The organism is Nocardioides marinus (assembly GCF_013408145.1).
GTDB classification, from domain to species: Bacteria; Actinomycetota; Actinomycetes; order Propionibacteriales; family Nocardioidaceae; genus Nocardioides; species Nocardioides marinus.
This window is the reverse complement of sequence record NZ_JACBZI010000001.1, coordinates 3,044,830-3,069,533: the sequence shown is the minus strand read 5'-3', so window position 1 is coordinate 3,069,533 and position 24,704 is coordinate 3,044,830. Positions and strand designations below refer to the sequence as shown.

Annotated in this window: 25 protein-coding genes and 1 riboswitch; of the genes, 14 read left to right on the top strand and 11 right to left on the bottom strand. The window is 73.4% G+C overall.

Features of this window, described 5'->3' with window-relative positions; genetic code table 11:
- Positions 1–28 precede the first annotated feature (28 nt).
- The gene (locus BKA05_RS14580) at positions 29–1,456 is read right to left on the bottom strand and encodes an alpha,alpha-trehalose-phosphate synthase (UDP-forming) (RefSeq protein WP_415836658.1); all 1,428 of its coding nucleotides are present in this window, start codon (positions 1,454–1,456) and stop codon (positions 29–31) included.
- A 515-nt stretch (positions 1,457–1,971) separates the two neighbouring features.
- Positions 1,972–3,036, bottom strand: a complete 1,065-nt coding sequence (locus BKA05_RS14575) for a Gfo/Idh/MocA family oxidoreductase (protein ID WP_179532068.1) — start codon at positions 3,034–3,036, stop codon at positions 1,972–1,974.
- A 145-nt stretch (positions 3,037–3,181) separates the two neighbouring features.
- Between BKA05_RS14575 and napA the strand changes: the two genes are divergently transcribed.
- The 5 genes from napA (at position 3,182) to BKA05_RS14550 (ending at position 6,908) form a co-directional block, all read left to right on the top strand.
- Positions 3,182–3,478, top strand: coding sequence for a nucleoid-associated protein NapA (gene napA / locus BKA05_RS14570; RefSeq protein WP_179532067.1), 297 nt, complete (start codon positions 3,182–3,184; stop codon positions 3,476–3,478).
- Between the two features lie 7 nt (positions 3,479–3,485).
- Complete coding sequence (locus tag BKA05_RS14565; protein ID WP_343045693.1) at positions 3,486–3,974, top strand: LytR C-terminal domain-containing protein; 489 nt, start codon at positions 3,486–3,488, stop codon at positions 3,972–3,974.
- 99 nt (positions 3,975–4,073) lie between these two features.
- Complete coding sequence (gene otsB / locus BKA05_RS14560) at positions 4,074–4,919, top strand: trehalose-phosphatase (RefSeq protein WP_179532065.1); 846 nt, start codon at positions 4,074–4,076, stop codon at positions 4,917–4,919.
- Positions 4,920–5,130: 211 nt separating this feature from the next.
- Positions 5,131–5,275, top strand: a riboswitch (SAM riboswitch).
- A gap of 94 nt (positions 5,276–5,369) precedes the next feature.
- Positions 5,370–6,605 carry a threonine synthase gene (gene thrC, locus BKA05_RS14555; RefSeq protein ID WP_179533236.1) on the top strand — a complete coding sequence of 412 codons (1,236 nt, stop codon included), beginning with the start codon at positions 5,370–5,372 and terminating at the stop codon, positions 6,603–6,605.
- 27 nt (positions 6,606–6,632) lie between these two features.
- A complete protein-coding gene (locus BKA05_RS14550) occupies positions 6,633–6,908 on the top strand; it encodes a MoaD/ThiS family protein (RefSeq protein WP_179532064.1) in 276 nt (91 codons plus the stop codon).
- Between the two features lie 161 nt (positions 6,909–7,069).
- On the opposite strand, the gene BKA05_RS14545 is transcribed toward BKA05_RS14550, so the two are convergent.
- From BKA05_RS14545 to BKA05_RS14530, 4 genes are all read right to left on the bottom strand, one after another.
- Positions 7,070–7,543 (bottom strand): GDYXXLXY domain-containing protein, encoded by a 474-nt coding sequence (locus tag BKA05_RS14545; RefSeq protein ID WP_179532063.1) that lies wholly within the window; start codon positions 7,541–7,543, stop codon positions 7,070–7,072.
- A gap of 26 nt (positions 7,544–7,569) precedes the next feature.
- Entirely contained in the window at positions 7,570–8,721 is a 1,152-nt protein-coding gene (locus tag BKA05_RS14540) for a DUF2157 domain-containing protein (protein ID WP_179532062.1), read from the bottom strand.
- Between the two features lie 77 nt (positions 8,722–8,798).
- Positions 8,799–9,878 (bottom strand): RNA polymerase sigma factor, encoded by a 1,080-nt coding sequence (locus tag BKA05_RS14535; protein ID WP_343045692.1) that lies wholly within the window; start codon positions 9,876–9,878, stop codon positions 8,799–8,801.
- Between the two features lie 158 nt (positions 9,879–10,036).
- On the bottom strand, positions 10,037–10,411 hold the full coding sequence (locus BKA05_RS14530) for a YciI family protein (RefSeq protein ID WP_179532061.1): 375 nt from the start codon (positions 10,409–10,411) through the stop codon (positions 10,037–10,039).
- A 125-nt stretch (positions 10,412–10,536) separates the two neighbouring features.
- Here BKA05_RS14530 and BKA05_RS14525 point away from each other — a divergent pair, with 125 nt between their 5' ends.
- The 3 genes from BKA05_RS14525 to groL all read left to right on the top strand — a co-directional run bounded on the left by BKA05_RS14525 (position 10,537) and on the right by groL (position 14,067).
- Positions 10,537–11,376 (top strand): SGNH/GDSL hydrolase family protein, encoded by an 840-nt coding sequence (locus BKA05_RS14525; RefSeq protein ID WP_179532060.1) that lies wholly within the window; start codon positions 10,537–10,539, stop codon positions 11,374–11,376.
- A 9-nt stretch (positions 11,377–11,385) separates the two neighbouring features.
- Positions 11,386–12,243, top strand: a complete 858-nt coding sequence (locus tag BKA05_RS14520) for an ATP-grasp domain-containing protein (protein WP_179532059.1) — start codon at positions 11,386–11,388, stop codon at positions 12,241–12,243.
- A 195-nt stretch (positions 12,244–12,438) separates the two neighbouring features.
- Entirely contained in the window at positions 12,439–14,067 is a 1,629-nt protein-coding gene (gene groL / locus BKA05_RS14515) for a chaperonin GroEL (RefSeq protein WP_179532058.1), read from the top strand.
- A 130-nt stretch (positions 14,068–14,197) separates the two neighbouring features.
- On the opposite strand, the gene BKA05_RS14510 is transcribed toward groL, so the two are convergent.
- Genes BKA05_RS14510 through BKA05_RS14495 form a run of 4 tightly spaced genes read right to left on the bottom strand, consistent with a single transcriptional unit; the run spans position 14,198 to position 18,255 of the window.
- Positions 14,198–15,166 (bottom strand): NAD-dependent epimerase/dehydratase family protein, encoded by a 969-nt coding sequence (locus BKA05_RS14510; protein ID WP_179532057.1) that lies wholly within the window; start codon positions 15,164–15,166, stop codon positions 14,198–14,200.
- Positions 15,163–16,113: a bile acid:sodium symporter family protein gene (locus tag BKA05_RS14505; protein ID WP_179532056.1), complete on the bottom strand. Its 951-nt coding sequence runs from the start codon at positions 16,111–16,113 to the stop codon at positions 15,163–15,165. The genes BKA05_RS14510 and BKA05_RS14505 overlap by 4 nt, the downstream gene beginning before the upstream one ends.
- The gene (locus BKA05_RS14500) at positions 16,110–17,492 is read right to left on the bottom strand and encodes an NAD(P)-binding domain-containing protein (RefSeq protein ID WP_218842421.1); all 1,383 of its coding nucleotides are present in this window, start codon (positions 17,490–17,492) and stop codon (positions 16,110–16,112) included. The genes BKA05_RS14505 and BKA05_RS14500 overlap by 4 nt, the downstream gene beginning before the upstream one ends.
- Positions 17,485–18,255 carry an SDR family NAD(P)-dependent oxidoreductase gene (locus BKA05_RS14495; RefSeq protein ID WP_179532055.1) on the bottom strand — a complete coding sequence of 257 codons (771 nt, stop codon included), beginning with the start codon at positions 18,253–18,255 and terminating at the stop codon, positions 17,485–17,487. Before BKA05_RS14495 ends, BKA05_RS14500 begins: the two co-directional genes overlap by 8 nt.
- Positions 18,256–18,341: 86 nt before the next feature.
- On the opposite strand from BKA05_RS14495, the gene BKA05_RS14490 reads away from it, so the two are divergent.
- A complete protein-coding gene (locus BKA05_RS14490; protein WP_343045691.1) occupies positions 18,342–18,926 on the top strand; it encodes a nucleotidyltransferase family protein in 585 nt (194 codons plus the stop codon).
- 45 nt (positions 18,927–18,971) lie between these two features.
- The gene (locus tag BKA05_RS14485) at positions 18,972–19,844 is read left to right on the top strand and encodes a mechanosensitive ion channel domain-containing protein (protein ID WP_218842420.1); all 873 of its coding nucleotides are present in this window, start codon (positions 18,972–18,974) and stop codon (positions 19,842–19,844) included.
- Here the strand turns inward: BKA05_RS14485 and BKA05_RS14480 are convergent.
- Positions 19,841–20,212 (bottom strand): DUF3253 domain-containing protein, encoded by a 372-nt coding sequence (locus BKA05_RS14480; RefSeq protein ID WP_179532054.1) that lies wholly within the window; start codon positions 20,210–20,212, stop codon positions 19,841–19,843. The two genes, BKA05_RS14485 and BKA05_RS14480, sit on opposite strands and share 4 nt — an antisense overlap.
- A 60-nt stretch (positions 20,213–20,272) precedes the next feature.
- Between BKA05_RS14480 and BKA05_RS14475 the strand changes: the two genes are divergently transcribed.
- The 4 genes from BKA05_RS14475 (at position 20,273) to BKA05_RS14460 (ending at position 24,682) form a co-directional block, all read left to right on the top strand.
- The gene (locus BKA05_RS14475; RefSeq protein ID WP_179532053.1) at positions 20,273–21,145 is read left to right on the top strand and encodes an AAA family ATPase; all 873 of its coding nucleotides are present in this window, start codon (positions 20,273–20,275) and stop codon (positions 21,143–21,145) included.
- Positions 21,142–22,257: a vWA domain-containing protein gene (locus BKA05_RS14470; protein WP_179532052.1), complete on the top strand. Its 1,116-nt coding sequence runs from the start codon at positions 21,142–21,144 to the stop codon at positions 22,255–22,257. The genes BKA05_RS14475 and BKA05_RS14470 overlap by 4 nt, the downstream gene beginning before the upstream one ends.
- Entirely contained in the window at positions 22,250–23,371 is a 1,122-nt protein-coding gene (locus tag BKA05_RS14465) for an XdhC family protein (RefSeq protein WP_179532051.1), read from the top strand. The genes BKA05_RS14470 and BKA05_RS14465 overlap by 8 nt, the downstream gene beginning before the upstream one ends.
- A 189-nt stretch (positions 23,372–23,560) precedes the next feature.
- A complete protein-coding gene (locus BKA05_RS14460; RefSeq protein ID WP_179532050.1) occupies positions 23,561–24,682 on the top strand; it encodes an alpha/beta fold hydrolase in 1,122 nt (373 codons plus the stop codon).
- Positions 24,683–24,704: the final 22 nt, after the last annotated feature.

Below are 24,704 nucleotides of genomic sequence, written 5' to 3'. Positions count from 1 at the left end.
GGGGCCCGCGCCGTCGTACGCCGTCGGCTCACTCGCCGCCGGGGGCCCGGACGTCCTTGACGTGCCCGCCCCCGACGTCGGAGAGCCCGGTCATGAAGGAGGCCGCCCACGCCTTGACGTCGTGCTGGGTCACCTGCTTGCGCATCGCCCGCATCCGGCGCGACACCTCCTTGTCGTCGGCCCGGTAGGCCTCCAGGAGGGCGGACTTCATGCCGTTGATGTCGTAGGGGTTGACCAGCCACGCCTGGCGCAGCTCGTCGGCCGCTCCGGCGAACTCCGAGAGGACCAGGGCGCCGTCGTCGTCGTAGCGACAGGCGACGTACTCCTTGGCGACGAGGTTCATGCCGTCGCGGTACGGGGTCACGACCATCACGTCGGCCGCGCGGTACATCGCGGCCATCTCCTCGCGCGGGTAGGAGGAGTGCAGGTAGTGGACGGCCGGGCGGCCGATGCGGCCGTGGTCGCCGTTGATGCGGCCGACGAGACGCTCGATCTCGTCGCGCAGGATGCGGTACTGCTCGACCTGCTCGCGGCTGGGGACCGCGACCTGGATGAACACCGCGTCCTCGACGTCGATGTGCCCCTCGCCCATCAGCTCGGCGAAGGCGCGCAGCCGGGCGTAGATGCCCTTGGTGTAGTCGAGGCGGTCCACCCCGAGGAACACCTTGCGCGGCCGCCCCAGCGCCTCACGGATCTCCTCGACCCGCTCCACGACGCTCGCCGAGCGGGCCATCTCCTCGAAGCCCGCCGCGTCGATGGAGATCGGGAACGCCGCCGCGCGGACGGTGCGCCCGTCGGGGAGGTAGATCAGGTCGCGGTGGGTCTTGTGCCCGACGCGCTGGCGCACGAGGCGCACGAAGTTCTGCGCGGCACCCGGCAGCTGGAAGCCGACCAGGTCGGCCCCGAGGAGGCCCTCCAGGATCTGGCGACGCCACGGCAGCTGCTGGAACAGCTCGGCCGGGGGGAAGGGGATGTGCAGGTAGAAGCCGATGCGCAGGTCCGGGCGCAGGTCGCGCAGCATCTGGGGGACCAGCTGCAGCTGGTAGTCGTGCACCCAGACCGTGGCGTTCTCGGCGGCCAGCGAGGCGGCCTTCTCGGCGAAGCGCCGGTTGACCCGGACGTAGGCGTCCCACCACTCGCGGTGGAACTCCGGCTTCGCCACCAGGTCGTGGTAGAGCGGCCACAGGGTGCCGTTGGAGAAGCCCTCGTAGAACTCCGTGATGTCCTCGGCCGACATCGACATCGGTGCGAGCTCCAGGCCGTCGCTCTCGAACGGCTCGAGCTCCTCGTCGATGCCTCCCGGCCAGCCGATCCAGATGCCGTGGTTGGCGCGCATCACCGGCTCGATGGCCGTGACGAGCCCGCCGGGGGAGGTCCGCCAGCCCTTGGTGCCGTCGGGGAGCTCGACCCGGTCCACCGGCAGGCGGTTGGCGACGATCACGAGGTCGTAGGACACGCCACCCACCCTAGTGATCGATGCCAGACCCTCGTCGGGGTGAGGCCGCAGCCTGGGCCGGCGTCGGGTGTGGCCCCTTGTGAGGGCCTCCCGTCGGGGCCTCCCGTCGGGGCCTCCCGTCGGGGCCTCCCGATGGGGCCTCCCGCCGCGGCCTCCCGCCGCGGCCTCCCGCCGCGGCCTCCCGCCGGGGCCTCCCGACGTGCCGTGGCCCCCCGGCGGAGGGGAACCAGTCCTCCGCTCCTTCGTCGCTCCGGACGGCCAGGCCCATCCACCCTCCGCCGGGGGGCACGCCCCGTCGTCCGGCCTCGTCGTCCGGCCTCGTCGTCCGGCCTCGTCGTCCGCCTCGTCGTCCGGCCTCGTCGTCCGGCCTCGTCGTCCGGCCTCGTCGTCCGGCCCCGTCGTCCGGCCCCGTCGTCCGGCCCCGTCGTCCGGCCCCGTCGTCCGGCCCCGTCGTCCGGCCCCGTCGTCCGGCCCCGTCGTCCGGCCCCGTCGTCCGGCCCCGTCGTCCGGCCCCGTCAGGCGTCGGCGGGGTAGGAGACGCCGACCTGGCGGCGTACGTCGTCGAGCTGGCGCATGATCGCGAGCGTCTGGTCGTGGGGGACCAGGGGGCTCTCGCGCAGGCCGGCGCGCACGCACCGGTCGACCTCGGCGATCTCGTGGGCGTAGCCGCGGCCGATGACGGGCTCGCGCCCGAGGATCTGCACGGGCTCGGCCTGTCCGCTGACGTCGTTGGTGGAGCCGGGGTCGAAGGGGTGGAAGACGGCCCTGTCGGGGTGGTGGAACTGTCCGTGCAGCTCGATGCGTCCGGTGTCGGTGGCGATCGCGGCGGAGCGGTCCGACCAGCTGGTCATGGAGGCGCTCATGGTGGCCAGCGCGCCGCCCGGGTAGCGGCCGGCGAGTGCGACGTCGAGGTCGATGCCGCCCTCGGACAGGGCGGCCGTGGCGGTGAGCTGCTCGGGCGCACCGAGCAGGAGGTGGGCGAAGGTCAGGGGGTAGATCCCCATGTCGAGCAGGGCGCTGGCCCCCAGGGAGGGGTCCAGCAGGCGGTCGTCGGGGTCGGCGGAGACGACGAAGCCGAGCTCGGCGCGCAGCTGGCGCGGCGTGCCGAAGTGGCCCGCGTGCAGGCGCTCGCGCAGCTCGCGGACCACCGGGTGGCAGGCGGTCCACATCGCCTCCATGAGGAAGACGTCGTGCTCGCGGGCCAGTCCCACCATCTCCTCGGCCTCGCGGGCGTTGAGGGTCAGCGGCTTCTCGCACATCACGTGCTTGCCGGCCTCGATGGCCATCCGGGCGTGCTCGAGGTGCAGGGCGTGGGGGGAGGCGACGTAGACGACCTCGACGTCGGGGTCGGCGACCACGGCGGCGTACGACGCGTGCGCCCGGGCCCCCGGCGCGTGCTCGGTCACGAAGGCATCGGCCGACTCCTGCCGGCGTGCGCCCACGGCGACGAGTCGGGCGGAGGGGACCAGGGCGAGGTCGGCGGCCACCGAGCGGGCGATCTTGCCGGTGGTGAGGAAGCCCCACCGCACGGGCTCGGTGGCGGGGCTGGGATCGTGGGCGGCGGTCTCCGAGGCGGGCACCCGTCCACCCTACGAACGACCCCGGGGGGCCGGTCCACCCCGCGCGGACTTGCCAGCGACGCGGCCGAGGGACTAATGACACTCGTGTAGTTCCGTGCACTACAGTGGGGCCGGACCACCAGACCACACGTGCGGAGAGATCGCCATGGAGCCACAGGCCCACGCCAGCCTCGAGACGCCGACCGGCGCCGACGCGCTGTCGGAGCGGGACCGGGACATCCTGGAGTTCGAGCGTCAGTGGTGGAAGTACGCCGGCGCCAAGGAGACCGCGGTCCGCGAGAAGTTCGACATGAGCTCGACGCGCTACTACCAGGTGCTCAACGCCCTCATCGACCGTCCCGAGGCGCTCGAGGCCGACCCGCTGCTGGTGCGCCGGCTGCGTCGGCTGCGCGCCGCCCGCCAGCGTCAGCGCTCCGCGCGCCGACTCGGCTTCGAGGTCTGAGGTGCGCGTGCGCGACCAGCGCGGGGTGGTCCTGCCCTCGCCGCTGGTGATGCTCTCGGTCATCGCGGTCGCCATGGCCGCGATCGCCTTCGTGGCCACCCGCGGCGGCGAGCCGACCGAGCGCGAGATCACCCCCGCCGCCCGTGAGTCGGCCGAGCCGAGCGCCACCGCCGAGCCGACCAAGAAGCCGAAGCCGACCAAGGCGCCCGCTCCGGCCATCCAGCGCGGCAAGGTCTACGTCGAGGTCTACAACAACTCCGCGGTCACCGGCCTGGCCGGCCGCGTGGCGCAGCGGGCCGGCGACGCCGGCTGGCAGGTGGTGGGTGCCGACAACTGGTACGGCACGATCCCCAGCACCACCGTCTACTACCCGGCCAAGCTCGAGCGGGCGGCCAAGCTGCTGGCCCTCGACCTCGGCGTCGAGCGAACCGCTCCCGCCGTGGCGCCGATGCGGATGGACCGGCTCACGCTGATCCTCACCGGCGAGTTGGACTGATCCCACCCGCGGCCCCGGCCGCCCAGCGGCGTACCGCTGGTGTGGGTCGTGGCTCACATCCACCGCGGGGTGGGTCCTGCCCGTGGTGGACTAGGGGACATGGACTTCACCTCCGGGCAGGGTGAGCAGCGCTACGAGGCGTTCGTGCGGGCTGCGGCGAGCAGCGTCGTCGGGCTCGACTTCGACGGCACGCTCTCCCCGATCGTCGACGACCCGGAGCAGGCGCACATCCACCCCGACGCCCGCGACGTGCTCGTCGCGCTGGCCGCGGAGGTGCGCGCGGTCGCCGTCATCACCGGACGCCCGGCACGCCAGGCCCTCGACCTCGGAGGGCTGGAGGAGGTCGGTGCGGCCGTCGGGGAGGCGGGCAGCGAGCTGTACCTCTTCGGGCAGTACGGCAACGAGCGGTGGTCCTCCTCGCGTCGCCGCATCGTCTCCCCGCGCCCGCCCAAGGGGCTGGCGACCTTCGAGCGCGAGCTGCCCCGGCTGCTGCGCACCCACGGGGCGGGGGAGGCCTTCATCGAGGACAAGGGGCTGGCCGTGGCCGTGCACACGCGCCGACTCCCCGACCCCGAGCGCTCCTTCGAGGCGTTGCTGCCGGCGCTGCGTGGGCTCGCGGCCGCCCACGACCTGGTCGTCGAGCCCGGACGCCACGTGGTGGAGATCCGCTCCCCGGGCATGCACAAGGGGGTCGCGGTGCGGACCCTGGTCGAGGAGCTCGACGCCGGCGGGTTCCTCTTCGCCGGTGACGACCTCGGCGACGTGGAGGCCTTCGAGGCACTCGGCGAGCTGGCGGAGGGTGGCCTCCCGACGCTGCGGGTCTGCTCCGCCTCGCACGAGGAGTCGGCGCTCGTGCCGATGTCCGACATCGTGGTCAAGGGTCCCGAGGGCGTGCTCCAGCTGCTGGCCCAGCTGACCTCGGACGCGCGCGACCTGCGCTCCTGACTCCTCGCGGGGCGGCGTACCGGGTGGGCGAAGGTCTGACTGATGTCAGTCGAACCTGTGCGTGGGCGGTCGAACCTTCGACCGCGACCCGCCAGGTCTGACCGACATCAGTCAGACCTCGCACCTCCAGCCGGTCCACATCCCGAGACTCCCGTCCGCATGTCGGACTCCAGTTCGCGATCGGCTCGGGGCCGCCCGTACAGTTCTGGTCAGCTCATCGAGAGGGACTGAGGGAACGGCCCGTCGAAGTCCCGGCAACCGCCACGAGCCTCCGCGCCGGCACCCGCTGGTCGTGCGTTCGTGGAAACGGTGCTAATTCCGGCCCGGCGCGAGAGACGCGGTGGGGAAGATGAGGAGGAGGACTCAGTGAGCGCTGCGACCATCACCCAGCCCGACACCACCGCGACCGAGGCGGCACCGACCACGACGTCGGGGGACACCGCGCCCGGCCTGCGCGAGGGCGCCTTCGGCAACGCCCGCTGCCTGTCGTGTCGCGAGTGCGGCCACGAGGTCGAGCTCGGCCCCCACTACGCCTGTCCGGAGTGCTTCGGCCCGCTCGAGGTGGCCTACGACTTCCCGGCCGTGACGCGCGAGGAGATCGAGGCCGGCCCGCGCAACATCTGGCGCTACAAGGCGCTGCTGCCGGTGCCCACCGACATCGAGCAGAGCCCCAACACCGAGCCCGGCTTCACCCGCCTGCTCCAGGCCCACAACCTCGGTCGCGAGCTCGGCCTGGACAAGCTGTGGGTCAAGGACGACTCCACCAACCCCACCAACTCCTTCAAGGACCGCGTCGTGGCCTGCGCCCTCAGCGCCGCCACCGAGCTGCACGCCAAGGTCTTCGCCTGCCCCTCGACCGGCAACCTCGCCAACGCCGTGGCCGCGGCCGGCGCCCGCGCCGGGATCAAGACGGTCGTCTTCATCCCGAGCAACCTCGAGAAGCCCAAGCAGGTCAACTCCGCGGTCTACACCGACCGCCTGGTCGCCGTCGACGGCAACTACGACGACGTCAACAAGCTCGCCTCGGAGATCGCCGGCGAGGAGGAGGGCTGGGCGTTCGTCAACGTCAACGTCCGCCCCTTCTACGCCGAGGGCTCCAAGACCCTGGGCTACGAGATCGCCGAGCAGCTCGGCTGGCGGCTGCCCGACCAGGTGGTCATCCCCGTCGCCTCCGGCTCCCAGCTGACCAAGGTCCACAAGGCCTTCCGCGAGCTGGTGGACCTCGGCCTGGTCGAGGACAAGCCGGTGAAGATCTTCGGTGCCCAGGCCACCGGCTGCTCGCCGGTGTCCTCGGCCTACAAGTCCGGCACCGACGCGATCCGCCCGGTCAAGCCGGACACCATCGCCAAGTCCCTGGCCATCGGCAACCCCGCCGACGGCATCTACGTGCTCGACATCTGCCGGGAGACCGGCGGCGCGGTCGAGGACATCACCGACGACGAGGTCCGCCAGGGCATCCTGCTGCTGGCGCGCACCGAGGGGATCTTCACCGAGACCGCCGGCGGCACCACCGTCGGCGTCCTGAAGAAGCTGGTCGAGACCGGCCAGCTCGACACCTCGCTGGAGACCGTCGTCATCAACACCGGCATGGGTCTGAAGACCCTCGACGCCGTGGCCGACGAGGTCGGCCCCGCAGCGACCATCAAGCCGACGTACGCCGCGTTCACCGACGCCGGCATCGTCTGACCCCCCCACCACCAGGAGCCCTGCGAAGTGAGCGTGTCCGTCCGCGTCCCCACCATCCTGCGCACCTACACCGGGGGTGAGTCCGAGGTGACCGCCACCGGCGCCACCCTCGCGGAGGTCATCGACGACCTCGACGCGTCGTACGCCGGCATCAAGGCGCGCATCCTCGACGACAACGGTGCGCTGCGGCGCTTCGTCAACGTCTACGTCGGCGACGAGGACGTGCGCTTCCTCGACGAGCTGGCCACCCCCACCCCGGCCGGCACCAAGGTCTCGGTCATCCCCGCCGTCGCCGGCGGCTGACCCTCCCCGCCTCTCACGCCGAGCCGGCGCGTCCTTCCGGAAGGACGCGCCGGCTCGGCGTGCGTGGTGGGTCGAACCGGCGTATTGATGCGCCGGCTCGGCGTGCGTGGTGGGTCGAACCGGCGTATTGATGCGCCGGCTCGGCGTGGGCTGGGGGTCGGTCAGGGGAGTCGCAGGTCGACCAGGGCCGCGTGGCCGCGGGAGTCGACCCTGACCACGGCCATCCCGCTGCCTGAACGCAGTGCGTCCTCGACGGCGAGCGCCTCCTCGTCGTGGGCGAACCACGAGCCGATCCCGCAGTCCAGGCCCCACCCGTCGCCCTTGCAGGCCAGGTAGGGGCCTTCGGCCGGCCGCTCGGTGAGCACCCGGTCGGCGACCCACACCTCGCCGTCACGGACGAGGGGCAGGTAGGCCGCCCCGTCGGGGACCCTGCGGCCCGACGGCAGCCCGGGGTAGGCCAGCGAGGCGTAGGCGCCGCGGAAGGGGTCGTGGGGGTCGTAGCCGGTGACCTCCAGCAGGTACTCCTCCCCGGTCGCCCAGGCCGAGAGGCGCGGGGCGACGGCGACCCCGACCACCAGCAGCTGGGCGAGCGCGACGACGGCGAGGCGGACGGGGGTGCGGGAGAGCAGTCGCATCGGGGGCTCCTGGAGGTCGGAAGGGGTCAGAGGGCGGTGGCGACCTGGCGGCGCAACCGGTCGAAGCCGAGACCGACGCCCACCAGCAGGGCGCCGAGCAGCAGGAACAGCCAGGCGCCGGTGAGGACCGGGGCGAAGACGGTGAAGGCCTGCAGCGCCGTGGTGGTGACGAGGGCGAGCGTGGCGAGCGCGACCAGAGCCGTCGACTCCCGCCAGGTGCCGACCACGGCCACGGCCACCGCGGCGGTCGCGCACACGGCCAGACCGGCGATCGCGCGCACGACGTCGGTGGCGGTCGGGTCGCTGGCGGCGTACTCCCCGACCTGCCAGACGACCAGGCCCGCGCCCAGGGCGACCGCGAGGGTGCCGCCGGCCAGCTCGGCCCGGGCGAGCCGGTCGCCGACCAGCAGCCCCGCCCCCACGAGCAGGGCCGTCGCGACCAGCCCGACGACCAGGTCGAGCGGCAGCGGGTCGGCGCCGAGGTCGAGGCCGGGGACCGCGGCGACGACCAGCGAAAGCAGCAGCAGGCCGGTGCCGGACAGCCGCCAGACCCGCGCGAAGCCCGGGCTCCCCGTGTCGTGCACCGCCGCCAGCGCAGTGGCCGCGAGACCCACCGCGGCGAGGGTGAGGCCCAGTGCGAGCCCGGACGGTGCACTGCCGAGGACGGCCCACAGCGTGTACCCGGTGCCGGCGACGACACCGACGACCAGCGGCGCGACGGCCCGCACGACGTAGGCGTGCACCAGTGCCGCCGCGGCCCAGCAGCCGATGAGGAAGGGCTCGTACGCCGGCACCTGCAGGCTCTGCGCGGCCTGGAGGACCAGGGCGCCGATGAGCAGCGCCGCGAGCAGCCGTGCGGCCCCGACCACCGGCGTGGGGGCGGACCGGGCGTGCAGGACCTCGCCGCCCACCAGGGCAGCGAGCCACACCGCGCCCACCAGCAGGACCCGGGCGGAGGGCGAGAGCGACTCCAGGTTGGCCGCGACCAGCCACAGCACGCCGATGCCGACGAAGCAGGCGCCCACGGCGAGCAGGAGGCGGACGAGCGAGAGCCGGTGACCCGCGGAGTACCCCGCGAGGATCGTGTCGGCCTGGTCCTCGCCGATCAGGCCGGCGGCCTGCCAGGAGCGGACCTCGCCGGTCAACCAGGAGAGCCGGGCGGGCGTGGTGGTGGTCATGCCCTCAGCATGGGGCCGCGCCGCGGCGTCGGGCGTGAGTCGACGTACTCAGATCTCGGGGACCTCCGTCCCCAGGATCACAGGTCGGCCAGCCGCCCCGCGAGGTGCTCGGCCTCCGCGGCGTTGCCGCACAGTGCCAGGGCCTCCTCGAAGGCGTCGCGCGCGGCGTCGGTGCGCCCCAGCCGGGCCAGCAGCGCGGCGCGGACGCTCGGCAGCCGGTGCCCGGGCAGCACCACCCCGGCCAGGGCGTCGAGGCCGGCCTCGGGTCCCTTCGCCTCGGCCACGGCGACCGCGCGGTGCAGCCGCACGACGGGGGAGTCGGTGAGCCCGAGCAGCGCGTCGTAGTGCCCCACGATGCGTGGCCAGGCGGTCTGGGCCGGCGTGGCCGCGAGGGCGTGCTCGGCGGCGACCAGCGCCTGGAGGAGGTACGGCGCGGGCGGGGCGTGGACCCAGGGCGAGAGCAGGTCCAGCGCCTCGTCGATCGCCGCCCGGTCCCACCGGGAGCGGTCCTGGTCGGGCAGCAGCACCAGCGTCCCGGCCGCGGAGACCCGCGCGTGCCGGCGCGAGTGCTGCAGCAGCACGAGCGCCAGCAGTGCGTCGAGCTCCGACCTGCCGGCGTACGACGTCGGCAGCGCGTCGCGGAGCACGCACACCAGCCGGATCGCCTCGGCGGCCACGTCGGCGCGCAGCACGTCGGCACCGGAGCCGGGCGCGTACCCCGCGGTGAAGGCGAGGTAGGCCACCTCGGCGACCACGGCCACCCGCTCCTCGAGCTCGGCCCCGGTGGGCACGTCGAAGGAGGCGTCGGAGAGGCGCTTGCGCGCCCGGGTCAGCCGGGCGGCCATCGTGGGGGTGGGCACCAGGAAGAGCCGCGCGATCTCCTCGGTCGGCACGCCGAGCACCAGCCGCAGCGTCAGGGCCGCCGCGTGCTCGCGGGCCAGCGAGGGGTGGGCGCACAGCAGCACCAGGCGCAGCCGCTCGTCGGCGACCTCGCCGTGGACCCACTGGGCCGGGTCCATCTGCGTCACCTCCTCGGTCAGGGCGCGGTCGACCGCCAGCTCGGGCAGCCGTCGGGAGAGCACGTCCTCCGAGCGCAGCCGGTCCACGACGCGGCGGCGGGCGGTGGTCAGCAGCCAGGCGGCGGGGACGCTCGGCACCCCGGTCGCCGGCCAGGTGCGCGCCGCCGCCTCGACGGCGTCGCCGAGGCCGTCCTCGGCCAGGTCGAGCCGGCGGAACTGTGCGACCAGCAGCGCCAGCAGCCGCCCCCAGTCCTCGGTGACGGCGGCCGCCAGCGCCGCGTGCGGGTCGGGCTCGGTCAGGACTCGCCGCCGCTGTGGTCCACGCAGGCGCGGATCTCGATGGTGTCGCCCCCGACCGCGAGCACCTTGCAGACCTCGACGAGGTCGTCGAGGTCGCTCGTGCGGACGGTGTAGAAGCCGCCGAGCTGCTCGGCCCCCTCGGCGAAGGGGCCGTCGGTGACGGTGTGCCCGGCACCGGTGTCCCGCAGCACACGGGCGGTCGTGGAGGCGGTGAGCTCCGCCCCGGCGGTCACGGTGTGCCCGCGCTCGGCCAGCAGCCGGGCGAACTCCATGTGCCGCTGCATCACCTCGGCGTGCTCCTCGGGGGTGGCGGTCTGGTAGCTCGCCTCGTCGCCGACGATCAGGACGGCGTACTCGGTGCTCGTGCTCATGGTGGGTCCCTTCGGTGGTGGGGTGAGTCTGTCACCGAGATGACGGGCGTGCGGGGCCCCGATCGACACGTGCGGTGAACTTTCTCCTCGCCTGTCGTTCAGGTGCCCGCGGTAGCCATGTCGGCATGGACAGATCTGCCCGGGGACGACTCCTCGCCGTGGCCGCCGTCGCGGGAGCCGTGGGCGCGGCCGGTGGCGGGCTGGGGTACGCCGCCCGCGAGCTGCTGCACCGCCAGGCCGAGGCGGCGCGGCGGGTCATCGGCAAGCCGTTGGGGGAGGAGGCCCCGCACGCGGACCGGGTCTGGAAGCCGTCGTACGGGAACCCCGTCGACCTGCTGCTGCTCGGCGACTCGATCGCCGCGGGGCTCGGTGCGGACATCCGCAAGGAGACCCTCGGGGGCCGGCTGAGCAAGGCGCTGGCCACGACCCTGCACCGCTCGGTGCGGCTGCGCACGGGGGCCGTGGTCGGCTCGGAGTCCTCGATGCTGGCCGGCCAGATCGACGCACTGCCTGCCGACTACGCCGCCGACGTCGCGGTCGTCGTGGTCGGCGGCAACGACGTCACCCACCGGGTGCCGGTGGCCGACTCGGTCAAGCACCTCGAGGAGGCCATCGCGCGGCTGCGGGAGCGGGGCACCGCCGTCGTCGTCGGCACCTGCCCCGACCTCGGGGCGCTGCGCCCGGTGCCGCAGCCGCTCCGGGCGCTCGGCTCCCGCGCTTCCCGCCAGCTCGCCGCCGCCCAGGCCGCCGCGGCCGTGCGCGCGGGCGCGCACGCGGTGTCGCTGGCCGAGGTGGTCGGCCCGTTCTTCATCACCAACCCCGACGAGATGTTCAGCCTGGACCGCTTCCACCCCAGTGCGCTGGGCTACAAGCGCACCGCCAAGGCGATGCTGCCCTCGGTCCTCGCCGCCCTGGGTGAGCACGACGACCTCCCGTTCGGACACCTGCCGCCGGTGGTCTCCTAGCCTGCTGCCATGCCCACCGTCCTGCTGGCCACGATGTCCCTGCTCCCCGAGGGCGAGTACGGCGGTGAGCACCTGCTCTCCGCCTTCGCCGAGCGCGACGTGACGGCCCGGTGGGTGGCCTGGGACGACCCGGCCGTGGACTGGTCGGCCGCCGACCTGGTGGCCGTCCGCTCGACCTGGGACTACCACCGGCGGCTGCCGGAGTTCCTCGAGTGGGCGCGCGCCACCGAGGCGGTCGTGCCGGTCCTCAACGGCGCCGAGGTCTTCGCCTGGAACGCCGACAAGTCCTACCTGCTCGACCTGGCCGACGTGCCGGTCGTGCCCACCCGGCTGCTCGAGGACCGCGGGCTGGTCCCCACGCTGCAGGCGGCGATCGACGAGCTCGGCACCGTGCTGGTCAAGCCGCGCACCGGGGCCGGCGGGCTCGGCGTCGTGCTGGCCGACTCGGTGCGCGACCCGCGACTCGAGGGCCTCACCGCCGGCCCCTGGGTCGTCCAGCCGGTGGTGGAGTCGGTGCGCACGGAGGGGGAGCGGTCGGTCTTCGTGCTCGGTGGCGAGGTCGTCAGCCAGGTCGACAAGCAGCCGGCCGGCGACGAGGTCCGCGTGCACGAGCACTTCGGCGGGGTCTCGCGGCCGGTGCCGGTCGAGCCGGAGTGCGCCGAGCTGGCGACGGCCGCGGTCGCTGCCGCCGTACGACTGCGGGGGCGGGAGCTGCCCTACGCCCGGGTGGACATGATGCGGCTGGCCGACGGCCGGTTGGCGGTCAGCGAGCTGGAGCTGATCGAGCCCGGTCTCTACCTCGACGTGCACCCCGCGAACGCCGGGCTCTTCGCCGACGTGGTCACTGGGCTGCTGCCGGGGACCTGACGTTTGCACTCGCCCTGTGCGAGTGCTAAACATGACGGTGGCACTCTCCTGGTGAGAGTGCCAAGACACCCCGGTCCGGGGAGTCGAGGTCGCACCCCATCGGCGGGAAGGGTCCGTCGGTGGAGCGGCCGTCCGTCGCGGGCGACGAGCCGGGCCGTCCACAACTCTTTTTCGTGCGAGGAGATCGCAGGAGTTATGCCGAAGCTGATTGCATTCGACGAGGAGGCCCGTCGCGGCCTCGAGCGGGGCATGAACACCCTCGCTGACGCCGTCAAGGTGACCCTCGGTCCCAAGGGCCGCAACGTCGTGCTGGAGAAGAAGTGGGGCGCCCCCACGATCACCAACGACGGTGTGAGCATCGCCAAGGAGATCGAGCTCGAGGACCCCTACGAGAAGATCGGTGCCGAGCTCGTCAAGGAGGTCGCCAAGAAGACCGACGACGTCGCTGGTGACGGCACCACCACCGCCACCGTGCTGGCCCAGGCCATGGTCCGCGAGGGCCTGCGCAACGTGGCCGCCGGCGCCAACCCGATGGGCCTCAAGCGCGGTATCGAGGCCGCCGTGTCCGCCGTCTCCGAGAAGCTCCTCGGGATGGCGACCGACATCGAGACCCGTGAGCAGATCGCGGCCACCGCGACCATCTCCGCCGGTGGCGACACCACCGTCGGCGACGCCATCGCCGAGGCGATGGACAAGGTCGGCAAGGAGGGCGTGATCACGGTCGAGGAGTCGAACACCTTCGGCATCGACCTCGAGCTCACCGAGGGCATGCGGTTCGACAAGGGCTACATCTCGGCGTACTTCGCGACCGACATGGAGCGCATGGAGGCCGTCCTCGAGGACCCCTACATCCTCATCGCCAACCAGAAGGTCTCCAACGTCAAGGACCTGCTGCCGATCCTCGAGAAGGTCATGCAGTCGGGCAAGCCGCTGCTGATCATCGCCGAGGACACCGACGGCGAGGCGCTGTCGACCCTGGTCGTCAACAAGATCCGCGGCACCTTCAAGTCCGTGGCCGTCAAGGCCCCCGGCTTCGGTGACCGCCGCAAGGCCATGCTGCAGGACATCGCGATCCTCACCGGTGGCCAGGTCATCTCCGAGGAGGTCGGCCTCAAGCTCGAGAGCACCGGCATCGAGCTGCTCGGCCAGGCCCGCAAGGTCGTCATCACCAAGGACGAGACCACCATCGTCGAGGGTGCCGGCGACGCCTCGCAGATCGAGGGCCGGGTCAACCAGATCCGTGCCGAGATCGAGAAGTCGGACTCCGACTACGACCGCGAGAAGCTCCAGGAGCGCCTCGCCAAGCTGGCCGGCGGCGTGGCCGTCATCAAGGTCGGCGCGGCCACCGAGGTCGAGCTCAAGGAGCGCAAGCACCGCATCGAGGACGCCGTGCGCAACGCCAAGGCAGCTGTCGAGGAGGGCATCGTCGCCGGCGGTGGCGTGGCCCTCATCCAGGCCGCCGCGGGCGCGTTCGAGAAGCTCGAGCTCGAGGGCGACGAGGCCACCGGCGCCAAGATCGTCCAGGTGGCCACCGAGGCCCCGCTGAAGCAGATCGCGATCAACGCCGGCCTCGAGGGCGGCGTCGTGGCGGAGAAGGTGCGCAACCTGACCCCCGGTCACGGCCTCAACGCGGCCACCGGCGAGTACGTCGACATGCTGGCTGCCGGCATCATCGACCCCGCCAAGGTGACCCGCAGCGCGCTGCAGAACGCCGCCTCCATCGCGGCGCTCTTCCTCACCACCGAGGCGGTCGTCGCGGACAAGCCCGAGAAGGCTGCCCCGATGCCCGGTGGCGACGGCGGCATGGGCGGCATGGACTTCTGAGTCCCACCGCTCCACAGCACCACTGAGGAGGGCCCCGGTCGCGAGAGCGACCGGGGCCCTTCCGCATCGTGTGGGGTCGTGCCCCTGAGCGGGCGCCATGGCGCCCGCTCAGGGGCACGACCCGGAACCGTCAGAGGCCCCGGGCGGTGCGCCAGGCCTCGAACGCCTCGCGCGAGGTCTTCGAGGGGCGGTAGCCGAAGACCTCGACCAACCGGTCGTTGGCCAGCACCGGGCGGTGCTTGAGGAAGATCGTCTGCTCGGGCCCGTACGCCGTCAGGCCGAGCCGCTTCCCGACCGCCAGCGCGACCCGCAGCAGCCCCTCGGGCAGCGCGAGGACCGGCTTCCCGAGCGACTCGGCGATCTCCGGGATGCTCATCGCGCCCGTGCCGGCCACGTTGAAGGCACCGGTGGCCTCGCTGGTGACCGCGCGCTCGATGATCGCGACCACGTCGGTGTCCCAGATGAAGACGAACGGGGAGTCCGAGCCGCGGATCTGCAGCATCCGCGGCCGCTCGAACAACGCGGTGATCTGGTTGTCCACGCTCTTGCCGAGGATCGTGCCGATCCGCAGCACCACCTGCTCCAGCTCCGGGTGGGTCCCGCGCAGGTCGGCGAGCATCTCCTCGACCAGTCGCTTGTGGTGGCTGTAGGCGAACGCCTCGTTGCCGCGCAGCGGGTCGTCCTCGTGCAGCCAGCCGTCGTGGGCCGCCCCGTTGTCGGGGTGGTACCCGTAGGCCGCACCCGACGACGACACGACCACGCGCTGCACCCCGTGGGCCAGGCACGCGTCGAGCACGTGCCGGGTGCCGTCCACGTCGACGGCGTACTCCTTGGCACGGGAGGAGTCCTTGCCCGGCGTGACGATCGAGGCGAGGTGGACGACCACCTCGGTGCCGTGCTCGCCGACGACCCGGTCGACCAGGGCCGCGTCGGTGACGTCCAGGACGACGTGCTCGACGCCGTCGACGGGGGAGTCGGGCAGTCGGAGGTCGCCGCTGACCACGCGGTGGCCGGCGGCGGCGAGGCCGCGCACGACCGAGGAACCGAGGAAGCCGCTGCCGCCGGTCACCAGCACCGTGCGCGGGCCGGGGCCGCTCACGCGACCGGCTCCGGCGTACGCCGTCCGGCCCGCATGCCCCACCACTGGGCCACGGCGAGGCCGGCGATGATGTCCCAGATGCCCCACCAGGCGGCGACCAGCGCCATCCCGCCGAGGCCGTCGAAGAAGGCGAAGACGAGCACGAGGCCGAGGCCGGAGTTGCGGATGCCGACCTCGAAGGTCATCGCCTTGCGGCTGCGCTCGGGCAGCCCGGTGGCGCGCGCGATGCCGTAGCCGAGCAGCAGCGCGAGGGCGTCGTGGAGGAACACGGCCACGAGCACGATGCCGATGTAGTTCACGAAGATCGACCAGTTGCCGGCGACGCCGACGACGATCACGGCACCGAGGGCGAGGAACGCGACGGGGCCGACCACCTTGCCGGCCCGCTCGGCGAAGCGCGGCCACTTCGTCGCGATCGCGATGCCGACGACGAAGGGGATGCCGATGACGGTGCCGATCTCGAGCAGCATGTCGACGGCGTCGAGCGAGATGTCCTCCAGCAGCTCCTTGCCGGTGGGGTGCAGCGAGCCCCAGAACGCGACGTTGAGCGGCATCGCCACGATGGCCAGCACGTTGCCGACCGCGGTCATCGACACCGAGAGCGCCACGTCGCCGCGGGCGCGGTGGGTGAGGATGTTGGAGACGTTGCCGGGCGGGCAGCAGGCCACCAGGATCATGCCGAGGGCCACCGAGCCGCGCACGTCGAGGAGCAGGGTCAGCACGAAGGTCAGGGCCGGGAGCACCAGGAACTGCGCGACGACCCCGATGGCGATCGACCCGGGGCGCTTGGCGGCGGCGAGGAAGTCCGAGGGGCGGGTCTCGAGCGCGACACCGAGCAGGATCGCGCCGATGACGATCTTCAGCGTCGTCAGCGACCCCTCCTCGAAGGCGATCCGGATGCTGTCGACGTCCGCGTCCGCTCCGACCAACAGGGCCAGCGGGATCATCGGACCTCCTCGTGGGTGCGGGGAGCCGACGGCTCGGGGGCGGGGAGCGGGTCGAGCAGCGCGAGGTGCTCGGCCAGCGACGCCTTGTAGGCGTCCTTGTTGACGTAGTAGGACATCCGCTCCAGCGCGAGGTAGCGGTACCCGCCGCTGAGGTCGGGCTTCGGCCCGGCGATGCGACGGTCCATCTCGGCGGCGGCCGCCGGGTCGTCGCGCCGCGCGCGGAGGTACGCCGCCACGAGCTCGGCCTGGGCGTACCTGCCCTGCCAGCCGATCCCGCTGGCCTCGAGCATCCCGAGCACGAAGAGCGTGCTCTGCGCGGGGGTGCGGCGCGGCGGGAAGATGTTGAGGAACAGCTGCGGCGACCAGCCGTCCCAGGCCAGCAGCTCGCGGTCGACGAAGGGGTAGTGCAGGCGGTAGCCGGTGGCCAGCACGACCAGGTCGTACTCGTGGCGCTGGCCGTCGACGAAGCGCACCCCGTCGCCGTCGAGCCGGTCGATGTCGGGCCGGACGGTCACGTCGCCGTGCCCGATGTGGTGCAGGACCAGGGTGTTCACGATCGGGTGCGACTCGTAGATCTTGTAGTCCGGCTTCGGGAACCCGAAGCGCACCGGGTCGCCGGTGAACGCCTTGAGCACCCGCGAGTCCACGGCCTGCTTGATCCGCGCGGGCAGCGGCTTGCCCTGGTTGAGGGTGTCGGCGGGCTTGCCGAAGAGGTACTTCGGGACGAAGTAGTAGCCGCGGCGCACGCTCAGGTCGACAGACGCCGCGCGGTGGGCGGCGTCGACGGCGATGTCGCAGCCGGAGTTGCCGGCGCCGATGATCAGCACCCGCTTGCCCGCGAAGACGTCGGCGTCGCGGTAGTCGCTGGTGTGCATCAGCTCGCCGTCGAAGGAGCCGGCGAACGTCGGCACCGACGGCTCGCTCAGCGTGCCGTTGCACAGCAGCACGGCGGAGTGGCGCTCGGTGCGGGTGCCGTCGGGCCCGGTGCTGGTCACCAGCCACTGCTCCGACCCTGGAGCGGGGTCGGGCTCCACAGCGGTCACCTCGGTGCCGAAGCGGATCTGCTCGCGCAGGCCGAAGGTGTCGGCGAAGTCGCGGAAGTAGCCGTGCAGCTCCCGGTGGCTGGGGTAGTCGGCCACCTCCTCGCGCATCGGGAACTCGGCGTACGCCGTGGTGGTCTTCGACGAGATCAGGTGCGCCGACTCGTACATCGTGCTGCGCGGCCCGTCGATGTGCCACAGCCCGCCGACGTCGTCGGCCAGCTCGTAGCCGACCGCCGGGACGCCGTAGCGCTGCAGGGTGCGCAGGGCGGCCAGCCCAGTGGGGCCGGCGCCGATCACGGCGCAGGTGAGGTCCTCGTCGCGGGGCAGGTCAGCCACGGTCGGCTCCTTCGGTGGCGGTCATCCGTCGGGTCATCAGGCGCTCGTAGAGCCCGGGCGCGAGGCGGCGCACGTGCCAGGCGACATGCGCGGTGCGGCCCACCAGCACCCGCGGGCGACGCTTCTGCACGCCCTCGAGCACGGCCCGCGCGACGTCGTCGGCGGTGACCGCCGAGCCGGTGGTGGTGCGCTCGGTGCCGCCCTCGGCCGTGCCGAGGTGGGTGGTGAGGAAGGTCGGGTGCACCAGCGTCACGCCGACGCCGTCGCGCGCCAGCTCGGGGCGCAGGGACTCGAACATCCCCGTGACGGCGTGCTTGGCGGCGACGTACGCCGGCCGGCCGACGACCGGGGCGAAGCCCGCGACCGAGCTGATCACCACGACGTGGCCGCGGCTCTCGCGCAGCGCCGGCAGCGCGGCCTGGGTGCAGGAGACCGAGCCGAGGTGGTTGACCGCCAGCACCTGCCGGTGGGTCTCGACGTCGTGGTCGTCGAAGGCACCGATCGCCGAGATGCCGGCGTTGTTGACCAGCAGGTCGATCCGCCCGTGGTCGGCGACGATGCGCTCGAACACCGCGCGGACCTCGGCGTCGTCGGTGATGTCGCAGCCGACCATCGTGCCGCTCGCCAGCCGGTCGGGCGGGCAGGCCGACGGCAGGTCGAGCCCGACGACGTCGTAGCCGGCGTCGGTCAGCGTGGCGGTCAGTGCGGTGCCGATCGCGCCGGCGGCGCCGGTGACGACGGCGACCTGTCGCGTGTGATCCACGTCTCTCCCCTCGGTCGGGAGCGACCCTAGGACATCTCCTACGCTCGCGCGCCCGATGGGGCGCGCGTCCCTGGCACGATCGACCCGTGACCACCGTCGATCCACCGGCCCCGGCCCGCTCGACCGCCGCCGGGCTGCTGCTCGCCGCGGGTGCCGGCTCGCGGATGGGGATGCCCAAGGCGCTGGTCCACGACGAGCGGGGCTCGTGGCTGCGCCGTGGTGTCGAGGTGCTGCGCGAGGGCGGCTGCGACCCGGTGGTCGTGGTGCTCGGTGCGGCCCCCGAGGCAGCCGACCTGCTGGACGACTCCGTGACGGTCGTGGTGGCGCAGGAGTGGGCCGAGGGGATGGGGGCCTCGCTGCGGGCCGGGTTGGCCGCCCTGGCCGGTCTCGGGCCGGACGTGACGTCGGTGGTGGTCAGCCTGGTCGACCTGCCCGACCTGGTGCCGGAGGTGGTCTCGCGGGTGGTCGGCGGTGCCGGTGCGGCCGCGCTGGCGCGAGCGGCGTACGACGGCGTGCCGGGGCACCCGGTGCTGCTCGGCCGTGACCACTGGGCCGGCGTGGCCACTGCGGCCACGGGGGACCGGGGGGCGCGCGACTACCTCGCGACCGCGGACGTCGTGCTCGTCGAGTGCGGCGATCTCGCGAGTGGCCGCGACGTCGACACCCGCTGAGTCGTGCCGGGGCGACCGGTCGGGGTCGCGTGGTAAGCCTGCCTCGTGCCCCGACCGCTCGCCGCCGACTCGACCGTCCTGCCCCCAGTGACCTGGGAGGGGGTCGCGCTCGGCCTCGCGGTGCTGGTCGTCGGCTACCTGGTCGGCCGGGCCCTGGGATGGGCCGTCGGGCACGTGCTGCTGTGGCGGGGTCGCTCGCCGAGTGCCAGCGCGATGTTCGCGACGCTGACCCGATGGGTGGTGCTGGTGGTCGCCTTCGCAGCGACCGTGACGGTCATCTTCCCCAGCGTGCAGCCCGTCAACGCGCTCGGTGGCATCGGGGTGCTCTCGATCGCGGCGGGCATCGCGTTCCAGACGGTGCTCGGCAACATGTTCGCCGGCATCGTGATCCTGGCGCGTGACACCTTCCGCGTCGACGACCAGGTCGCGATCCGTGACGTGGCCGGCACCGTCACGGCGGTCTCGCTGACCAGCACCTCGGTGCGGACCTTCGACGGTCGACTGGTGCACGTTCCCAACGCGGTCGTGCACTCGGAGGTGGTGACGGTGCAGACCGGCTACGAGCAGGTGCGTTCCACGGTGGCTGTGGACATCGACGACGCGGCCGACCTCGACCTCGCCGTCCGCGTGGCCGAGCGGTCGATGCTCACCGTGCCGGGCGTGCTCGCCGACCCACCGCCGCAGGCGTTGCTGCAGGAGGTCGGCACCGCCACCGTCCGGATGGACCTGCGGTTCTGGTCCGGGGCCCGACAGATGGAGACCCGGATCGCCCAGCACGAGGTGATCCGTGCGGTGCTGCGCGGGCTGTCCGACGCAGGGGTCAAGACGGGGTCCGACGTCGTCACCGTCACCGCGACGCCCGAGCTCCTCGCCGCCCTGGGGCAGCGCGAGCGGGGCGAGCAGAGCGAGAGGTCCTAGCCGCTCCGCCGCACCCGGATCGGCCCCTTGGCGGTGGAGGGGTCCACGACCTTCCCGCCCTGGGTGACCTCGACCTCGCCGGCCGCGACGAGCCGTCGCGCGGCGCGACGCGCGGGCTCCATCAGGTCGCGCCAGTCCTCGCCGCCGACCTCGCGGGCCGCCTCGCTGGGACAGATCGTGGCGCCGCCCTTCCGGGAGGCGAGCAGCGAGCGGATGCTGGCCTCCAGCGCGCTGTCGGTGTCGGTGACCTTGTGCCGGCGGCAGGCGTCGGAGCAGTACCTCACCTCGTCCCACGAGCGCGCCCACTTCTTCCGCCACTCGATGGTGCGGCCGCAGGAGGCGCAGGTCTTGGGCTCGGGGACGGGCACGTCCTCCAGTGTGGGCACGCTCCAACCGCCGACCAACACCCGGCTGTCTAGCCTGTGGCCATGCAGGTCGAGTCCAGCGCGCAGGTCGCCGAGCAGCTCGCCGCGACGGGCTACCTCTGCGACGAGTCGCTGGCGACCGTGGTCTTCCTGGCCGGGCGGATGCAGCGCCCGCTGCTGCTCGAGGGCGAGCCGGGCACCGGCAAGACCGCACTGGCCGAGGCGCTGGCGCAGGTCGCCGGGGTGCCGCTGCTGCGGCTGCAGTGCTACGAGGGGATCGATGCCTCGCAGGCGCTCTACGACTGGGACTTCCCGCGCCAGGTGCTGCACCTGCGGGCCCTGGAGGCCGCGGGCGGTGCCGACGCGGTCGAGGCCGAGAAGAGCCTGTACGACGAGCGGTTCCTGCTCGCGCGCCCCGTGCTCGCCGCCCTGCAGCAGGCCCCCGCGGTGCTGCTGGTCGACGAGGTCGACCGGGCCGACGACGAGTTCGAGGCGTTCCTGCTCGAGGTGCTGTCGACGTACCAGGTCTCGATCCCCGAGCTCGGCACCGTGCGCGCCGCCGAACCACCGCTGGTGGTGCTCACCTCCAACCGCACCCGCGAGCTGCACGACGCGCTGAAGCGGCGCTGCCTCTACCACTGGGTCGACCACCCGGGGCTGGAGCGGGAGGTCGAGATCGTCCGCACCCGGCTGCCGCAGGTGTCCGCGGCGCTGGCCCGGCAGGTGGTGGGCGTGGTGCAGCAGCTGCGCGGCGACACCGGGCTGCAGAAGCCGCCGGGCGTGGCGGAGACGCTGGACTGGGCGCAGGCGCTGCACCACCTCGGGTGCGCCGAGCTCGACCTGGAGACCGCCGCGCGGACGCTGGGGGCGCTGGTGAAGTACCGCGAGGACGCCGACCGCGTGAAGCACGCGCTCGACCGGCTGCTGACGTCATGAGTGGCGACCTGCACAGGGGTCCCGACGAGGTGCTGCTGGGCTTCACGACCGCCCTGCGCGCCGCCGGGGTGGCGGTGACGCACGACCGGGCGGCGGCGTTCCTCGAGGCCTGCACGCACGTGGGACTGGCCGACGCAGGGGCGGTGCGGACCGCCGGCCGCTCCACGCTGTGCGGCGGGCCGGCGGACCTGCACCGCTTCGACGGCGTCTTCGAGGCCTACTTCGACCACCGGGCAGGGCTGCCGCGCCCGCGCGCTGCGACGCCGGGCGCGCCGACGCTGACCTCGCTGCCGGAGACCGACGCCGACGGCGCTGGTCAGGGCGAGGAGTCCGATCCCGTGCGGGCGCGGGCCAGCGACGCCGAGGTGCTGCGGCACCGCGACGTCGCCACGCTGAGCGCGGGGGAGAAGCAGCGGCTCGCCGCCCAGCTCGCCCGGTTGCGCTTCCGCCCGCCGCGGCGGCGTACCGCCCGGCACGACCGCTGGCACCGCGGGCAGGTCGACGCCCGCGCCACGGTCCGCGCCTCGCTGCGCCGGCTGGGTGAGCCCGCCCCCATCGCCTACCGACGCCGCGGCACCCGCCCGCGCCGCGTGGTGCTGCTCGTCGACGTGTCCGGCTCGATGAGCGGGTACGCCGACGCCCTGCTGCGCGTGGCGCACCGGCTGACCCACGTGCCCGACGCGCGGGTCGAGACCTTCACCGTCGGCACCCGGCTCACCCACCTCACCCGGGCGCTGTCGGTCCGCGACCCCGAGCGGGCGCTGGTCGCGGCCGGCGAGACCGTGCCCGACTGGTCCGGCGGCACCCGGCTGGGGGAGTCGTTGCAGGTCTTCCTCGACCGCTGGGGTCGCCGGGGCCTGGCCCGCGGGGCGGTCGTGGTGGTGCTCAGCGACGGCTGGGAGCGCGGTGACCCGACGCTGCTGGCCGAGCAGGTGCGGCGGCTGCGACGGATCGCGCACCGGGTGGTGTGGGTCAACCCGCACCGCGGCAAGGCCGGCTACGAGCCGGTGCAGGGCGGCGTGGTGGCGGTGCTGCCCCACGTCGACGACTTCCTCGCCGGCCACTCGCTGGCGACCTACTCCGAGCTGTGCGAGGTGCTCTCCCGTGCGTGACGTGCTGCCCGAGCTGATGGCGTGGTGGGAGGCCGGCGAGACCGTCGGCGTCGCCACCGTCGTGGCGACCTTCCGCTCCGCCCCGCGACCGGCCGGTGCCTCGATGCTGGTCGGCCCCGACGCCACCGCGGTCGGGTCGGTGTCGGGCGGGTGCGTCGAGGGCGCGGTCTACGAGCAGGCGTCGACTGTCGTCGGCAGCGGCGAGCCGGTGCTGGAGCGCTACGGCGTCTCCGACGACGACGCCTTCGCGGTCGGACTGACGTGCGGCGGCATCCTCGACGTGTACGTCGAGAAGGTCTCCCGCGAGACCTTCCCCGAGCTCGGCGAGGTGGCCGCCGACGTCGAGGCCGGGCGGCCCGTCGCGCTGGCCACGGTGATCGAGCACCCCGACGCCGGTGTGCGGGGCCGGCGCGTCGTCGTACGGCCCGGGGAGGGGCTGGCGGGCTCGCTCGGCTCGCCGCGGATGGACGACGCCGTCCACGACGATGCCCTGGGGCTGCTGGCCAGCGGCTCGAACGCGACGCTGACCTACGGCCCCGACGGCGAGCGGCGCGGCGAGGGGATGCGGGTGTTCGTGTGGGGCTTCGCGCCGAAGCCCCGGATGCTGGTCTTCGGGGCGATCGACTTCGCGGCGGCGGTGGCGCGGGTCGGGTCGTTCCTCGGCTACCACGTGACCGTCTGCGACGCCCGGCCCGTCTTCGCGACCGCCTCGCGCTTCCCCGACGCCGACGAGGTCGTCGTGGACTGGCCGCACCGCTACCTCGCCGCCGAGGTCGAGGCCGGCCGGATCGACCCGCGCACCGTGCTCGCGGTGCTCACGCACGACCCGAAGTTCGACGTCCCGCTGCTCGAGGTGGCCCTGCGCCTCGACGTCGCCTACGTCGGCGCGATGGGCTCCCGGCGCACCCACGACGACCGGCTGGCGCGACTGCGGGAGGTCGGCCTCACCGCCGCCGAGATCGACCGGCTCTCCTCGCCCATCGGCCTCGACCTCGGCGCCCGCACCCCCGAGGAGACCGCCATCTCCATCGCCGCCGAGATCGTCGCCGGCCGCTGGGGTGGCTCCGGCGAGCGGCTCGCCACCACCTCGGGGCGGATCCACGGGGAGGAGTAGGAAGGTTTGACCGCGAGCCGGAAGGTCTGACCGCGCTGCCGAAGGTCTGACCGCGCTGCCGAAGGTCTGACTGACGTCAGTCCAACCTTCGCCGTCGCGGTCGAACCTTCGACCGCCATCCCGAAGGTCTGACTGACATCAGTCAGACCTTGCACCCCGCCGCTTGACCCCACCCGCCACAGTGGACCCATGAGGCTCCCGCGCGGGTGGATCCGGCCGGTCACGACGTACGCCGCCGGGCTGGCGCTGCTCGCACCGCTCGGCGCCTGCAGCAGCGACTCGGCGGGTCCATCGGCGGACCCGAGGCCGAGCACGACCGTGCCGACGGCGCCCGCCGACACCCCCACCAGCGAGCCCACGGACGAGCCGAGCGACCAGCCCACCGGCGACCCCACCGGCGACCCCACCGGAGAGCCCGAGCCCGAGGAGACCCTCCCGCCCGTGCGCGACCCGCAGAGCCTGCCGGCCCTCATGCGCGAGGACGTGCGCGGCGGCGGCCTGCGCACGACGGCGCAGCTGGCCGAGACCGACCGGTGGACCGGCTACGCGGCGGCGTACCGAGTCAACGGCGCCACCGTCACCGGCGAGCTGCTGGTGCCCAAGGGCGAGGGGCCGTTCCCGGCGCTGGTGCTCAGCCACGGCTACATCGACCCCGCGATCTACACGCTGGGCCGCGGGATGAGCCGCGAGCAGGAGTGGTTCGCGGCGGCCGGCTTCGTGGTGCTGCACACCGACTACCGCGGCCACGCCGGCTCCGACCCGGTCAGCCCGATGGGCAGGGAGACCCGACTGGTCTACACCCGCGACGCCATCGGGGCGGTGAAGGCGCTGAAGCGGATGGACTACGTCGACCCCGACCGCACCGCCTTCGTCGGCCGCTCCATGGGTGGCGGCGTCACCCTCAACGCCATCGTCGCCGAGCCCGACCTGGTCGACGCGGCGGTGGTCTTCGCCTCGGTGAGCAGCCGTTTCGTCGACAACCTGCGCCAGTTCACCGAGCCCAACCGGCCCGACGGGGCGCGGGCGTTCTACGACGAGCACGGCACGCCCGAGGAGTCGCCGCGCTTCTACCGCGACCTGTCCAGCCGCACCTTCTTCGACCGGGTCGAGGTGCCGGTCATGCTCCACCACGGCACCGCCGACGACACCTGCCCGCCCGCCTGGTCGCGGCAGACCGACCGGCTCCTGCGCGCGGCCGGCGCCCGCAGCACGCTGGTGGAGTGGCCGGGGGAGGGGCACGCGTTCGGCCCGCGGTTCGCCGACTCGATGCGGCGTACCGTCGCCTTCCTGCGGCGCCACCTCGAGGTGTGACCCGCGTCACCACCGCGGTGCT

Bases quoted from the DNA above. Each gene is read 5' to 3' on its own strand.
- napA (WP_179532067.1), top strand. From the start codon at position 3,182: ATGGAGCCACAGGCCCACGCCAGCCTCGAGACGCCGACCGGCGCCGAC.
- otsB (WP_179532065.1), top strand. From the start codon at position 4,074: ATGGACTTCACCTCCGGGCAGGGTGAGCAGCGCTACGAGGCGTTCGTG.
- BKA05_RS14545 (WP_179532063.1), bottom strand. From the start codon at position 7,543: ATGCGACTGCTCTCCCGCACCCCCGTCCGCCTCGCCGTCGTCGCGCTC.
- BKA05_RS14540 (WP_179532062.1), bottom strand. From the start codon at position 8,721: ATGACCACCACCACGCCCGCCCGGCTCTCCTGGTTGACCGGCGAGGTC.
- BKA05_RS14530 (WP_179532061.1), bottom strand. From the start codon at position 10,411: ATGAGCACGAGCACCGAGTACGCCGTCCTGATCGTCGGCGACGAGGCG.
- BKA05_RS14525 (WP_179532060.1), top strand. From the start codon at position 10,537: ATGGACAGATCTGCCCGGGGACGACTCCTCGCCGTGGCCGCCGTCGCG.
- BKA05_RS14520 (WP_179532059.1), top strand. From the start codon at position 11,386: ATGCCCACCGTCCTGCTGGCCACGATGTCCCTGCTCCCCGAGGGCGAG.
- groL (WP_179532058.1), top strand. From the start codon at position 12,439: ATGCCGAAGCTGATTGCATTCGACGAGGAGGCCCGTCGCGGCCTCGAG.
- BKA05_RS14505 (WP_179532056.1), bottom strand. From the start codon at position 16,113: ATGATCCCGCTGGCCCTGTTGGTCGGAGCGGACGCGGACGTCGACAGC.
- BKA05_RS14475 (WP_179532053.1), top strand. From the start codon at position 20,273: ATGCAGGTCGAGTCCAGCGCGCAGGTCGCCGAGCAGCTCGCCGCGACG.
- BKA05_RS14470 (WP_179532052.1), top strand. From the start codon at position 21,142: ATGAGTGGCGACCTGCACAGGGGTCCCGACGAGGTGCTGCTGGGCTTC.
- BKA05_RS14460 (WP_179532050.1), top strand. From the start codon at position 23,561: ATGAGGCTCCCGCGCGGGTGGATCCGGCCGGTCACGACGTACGCCGCC.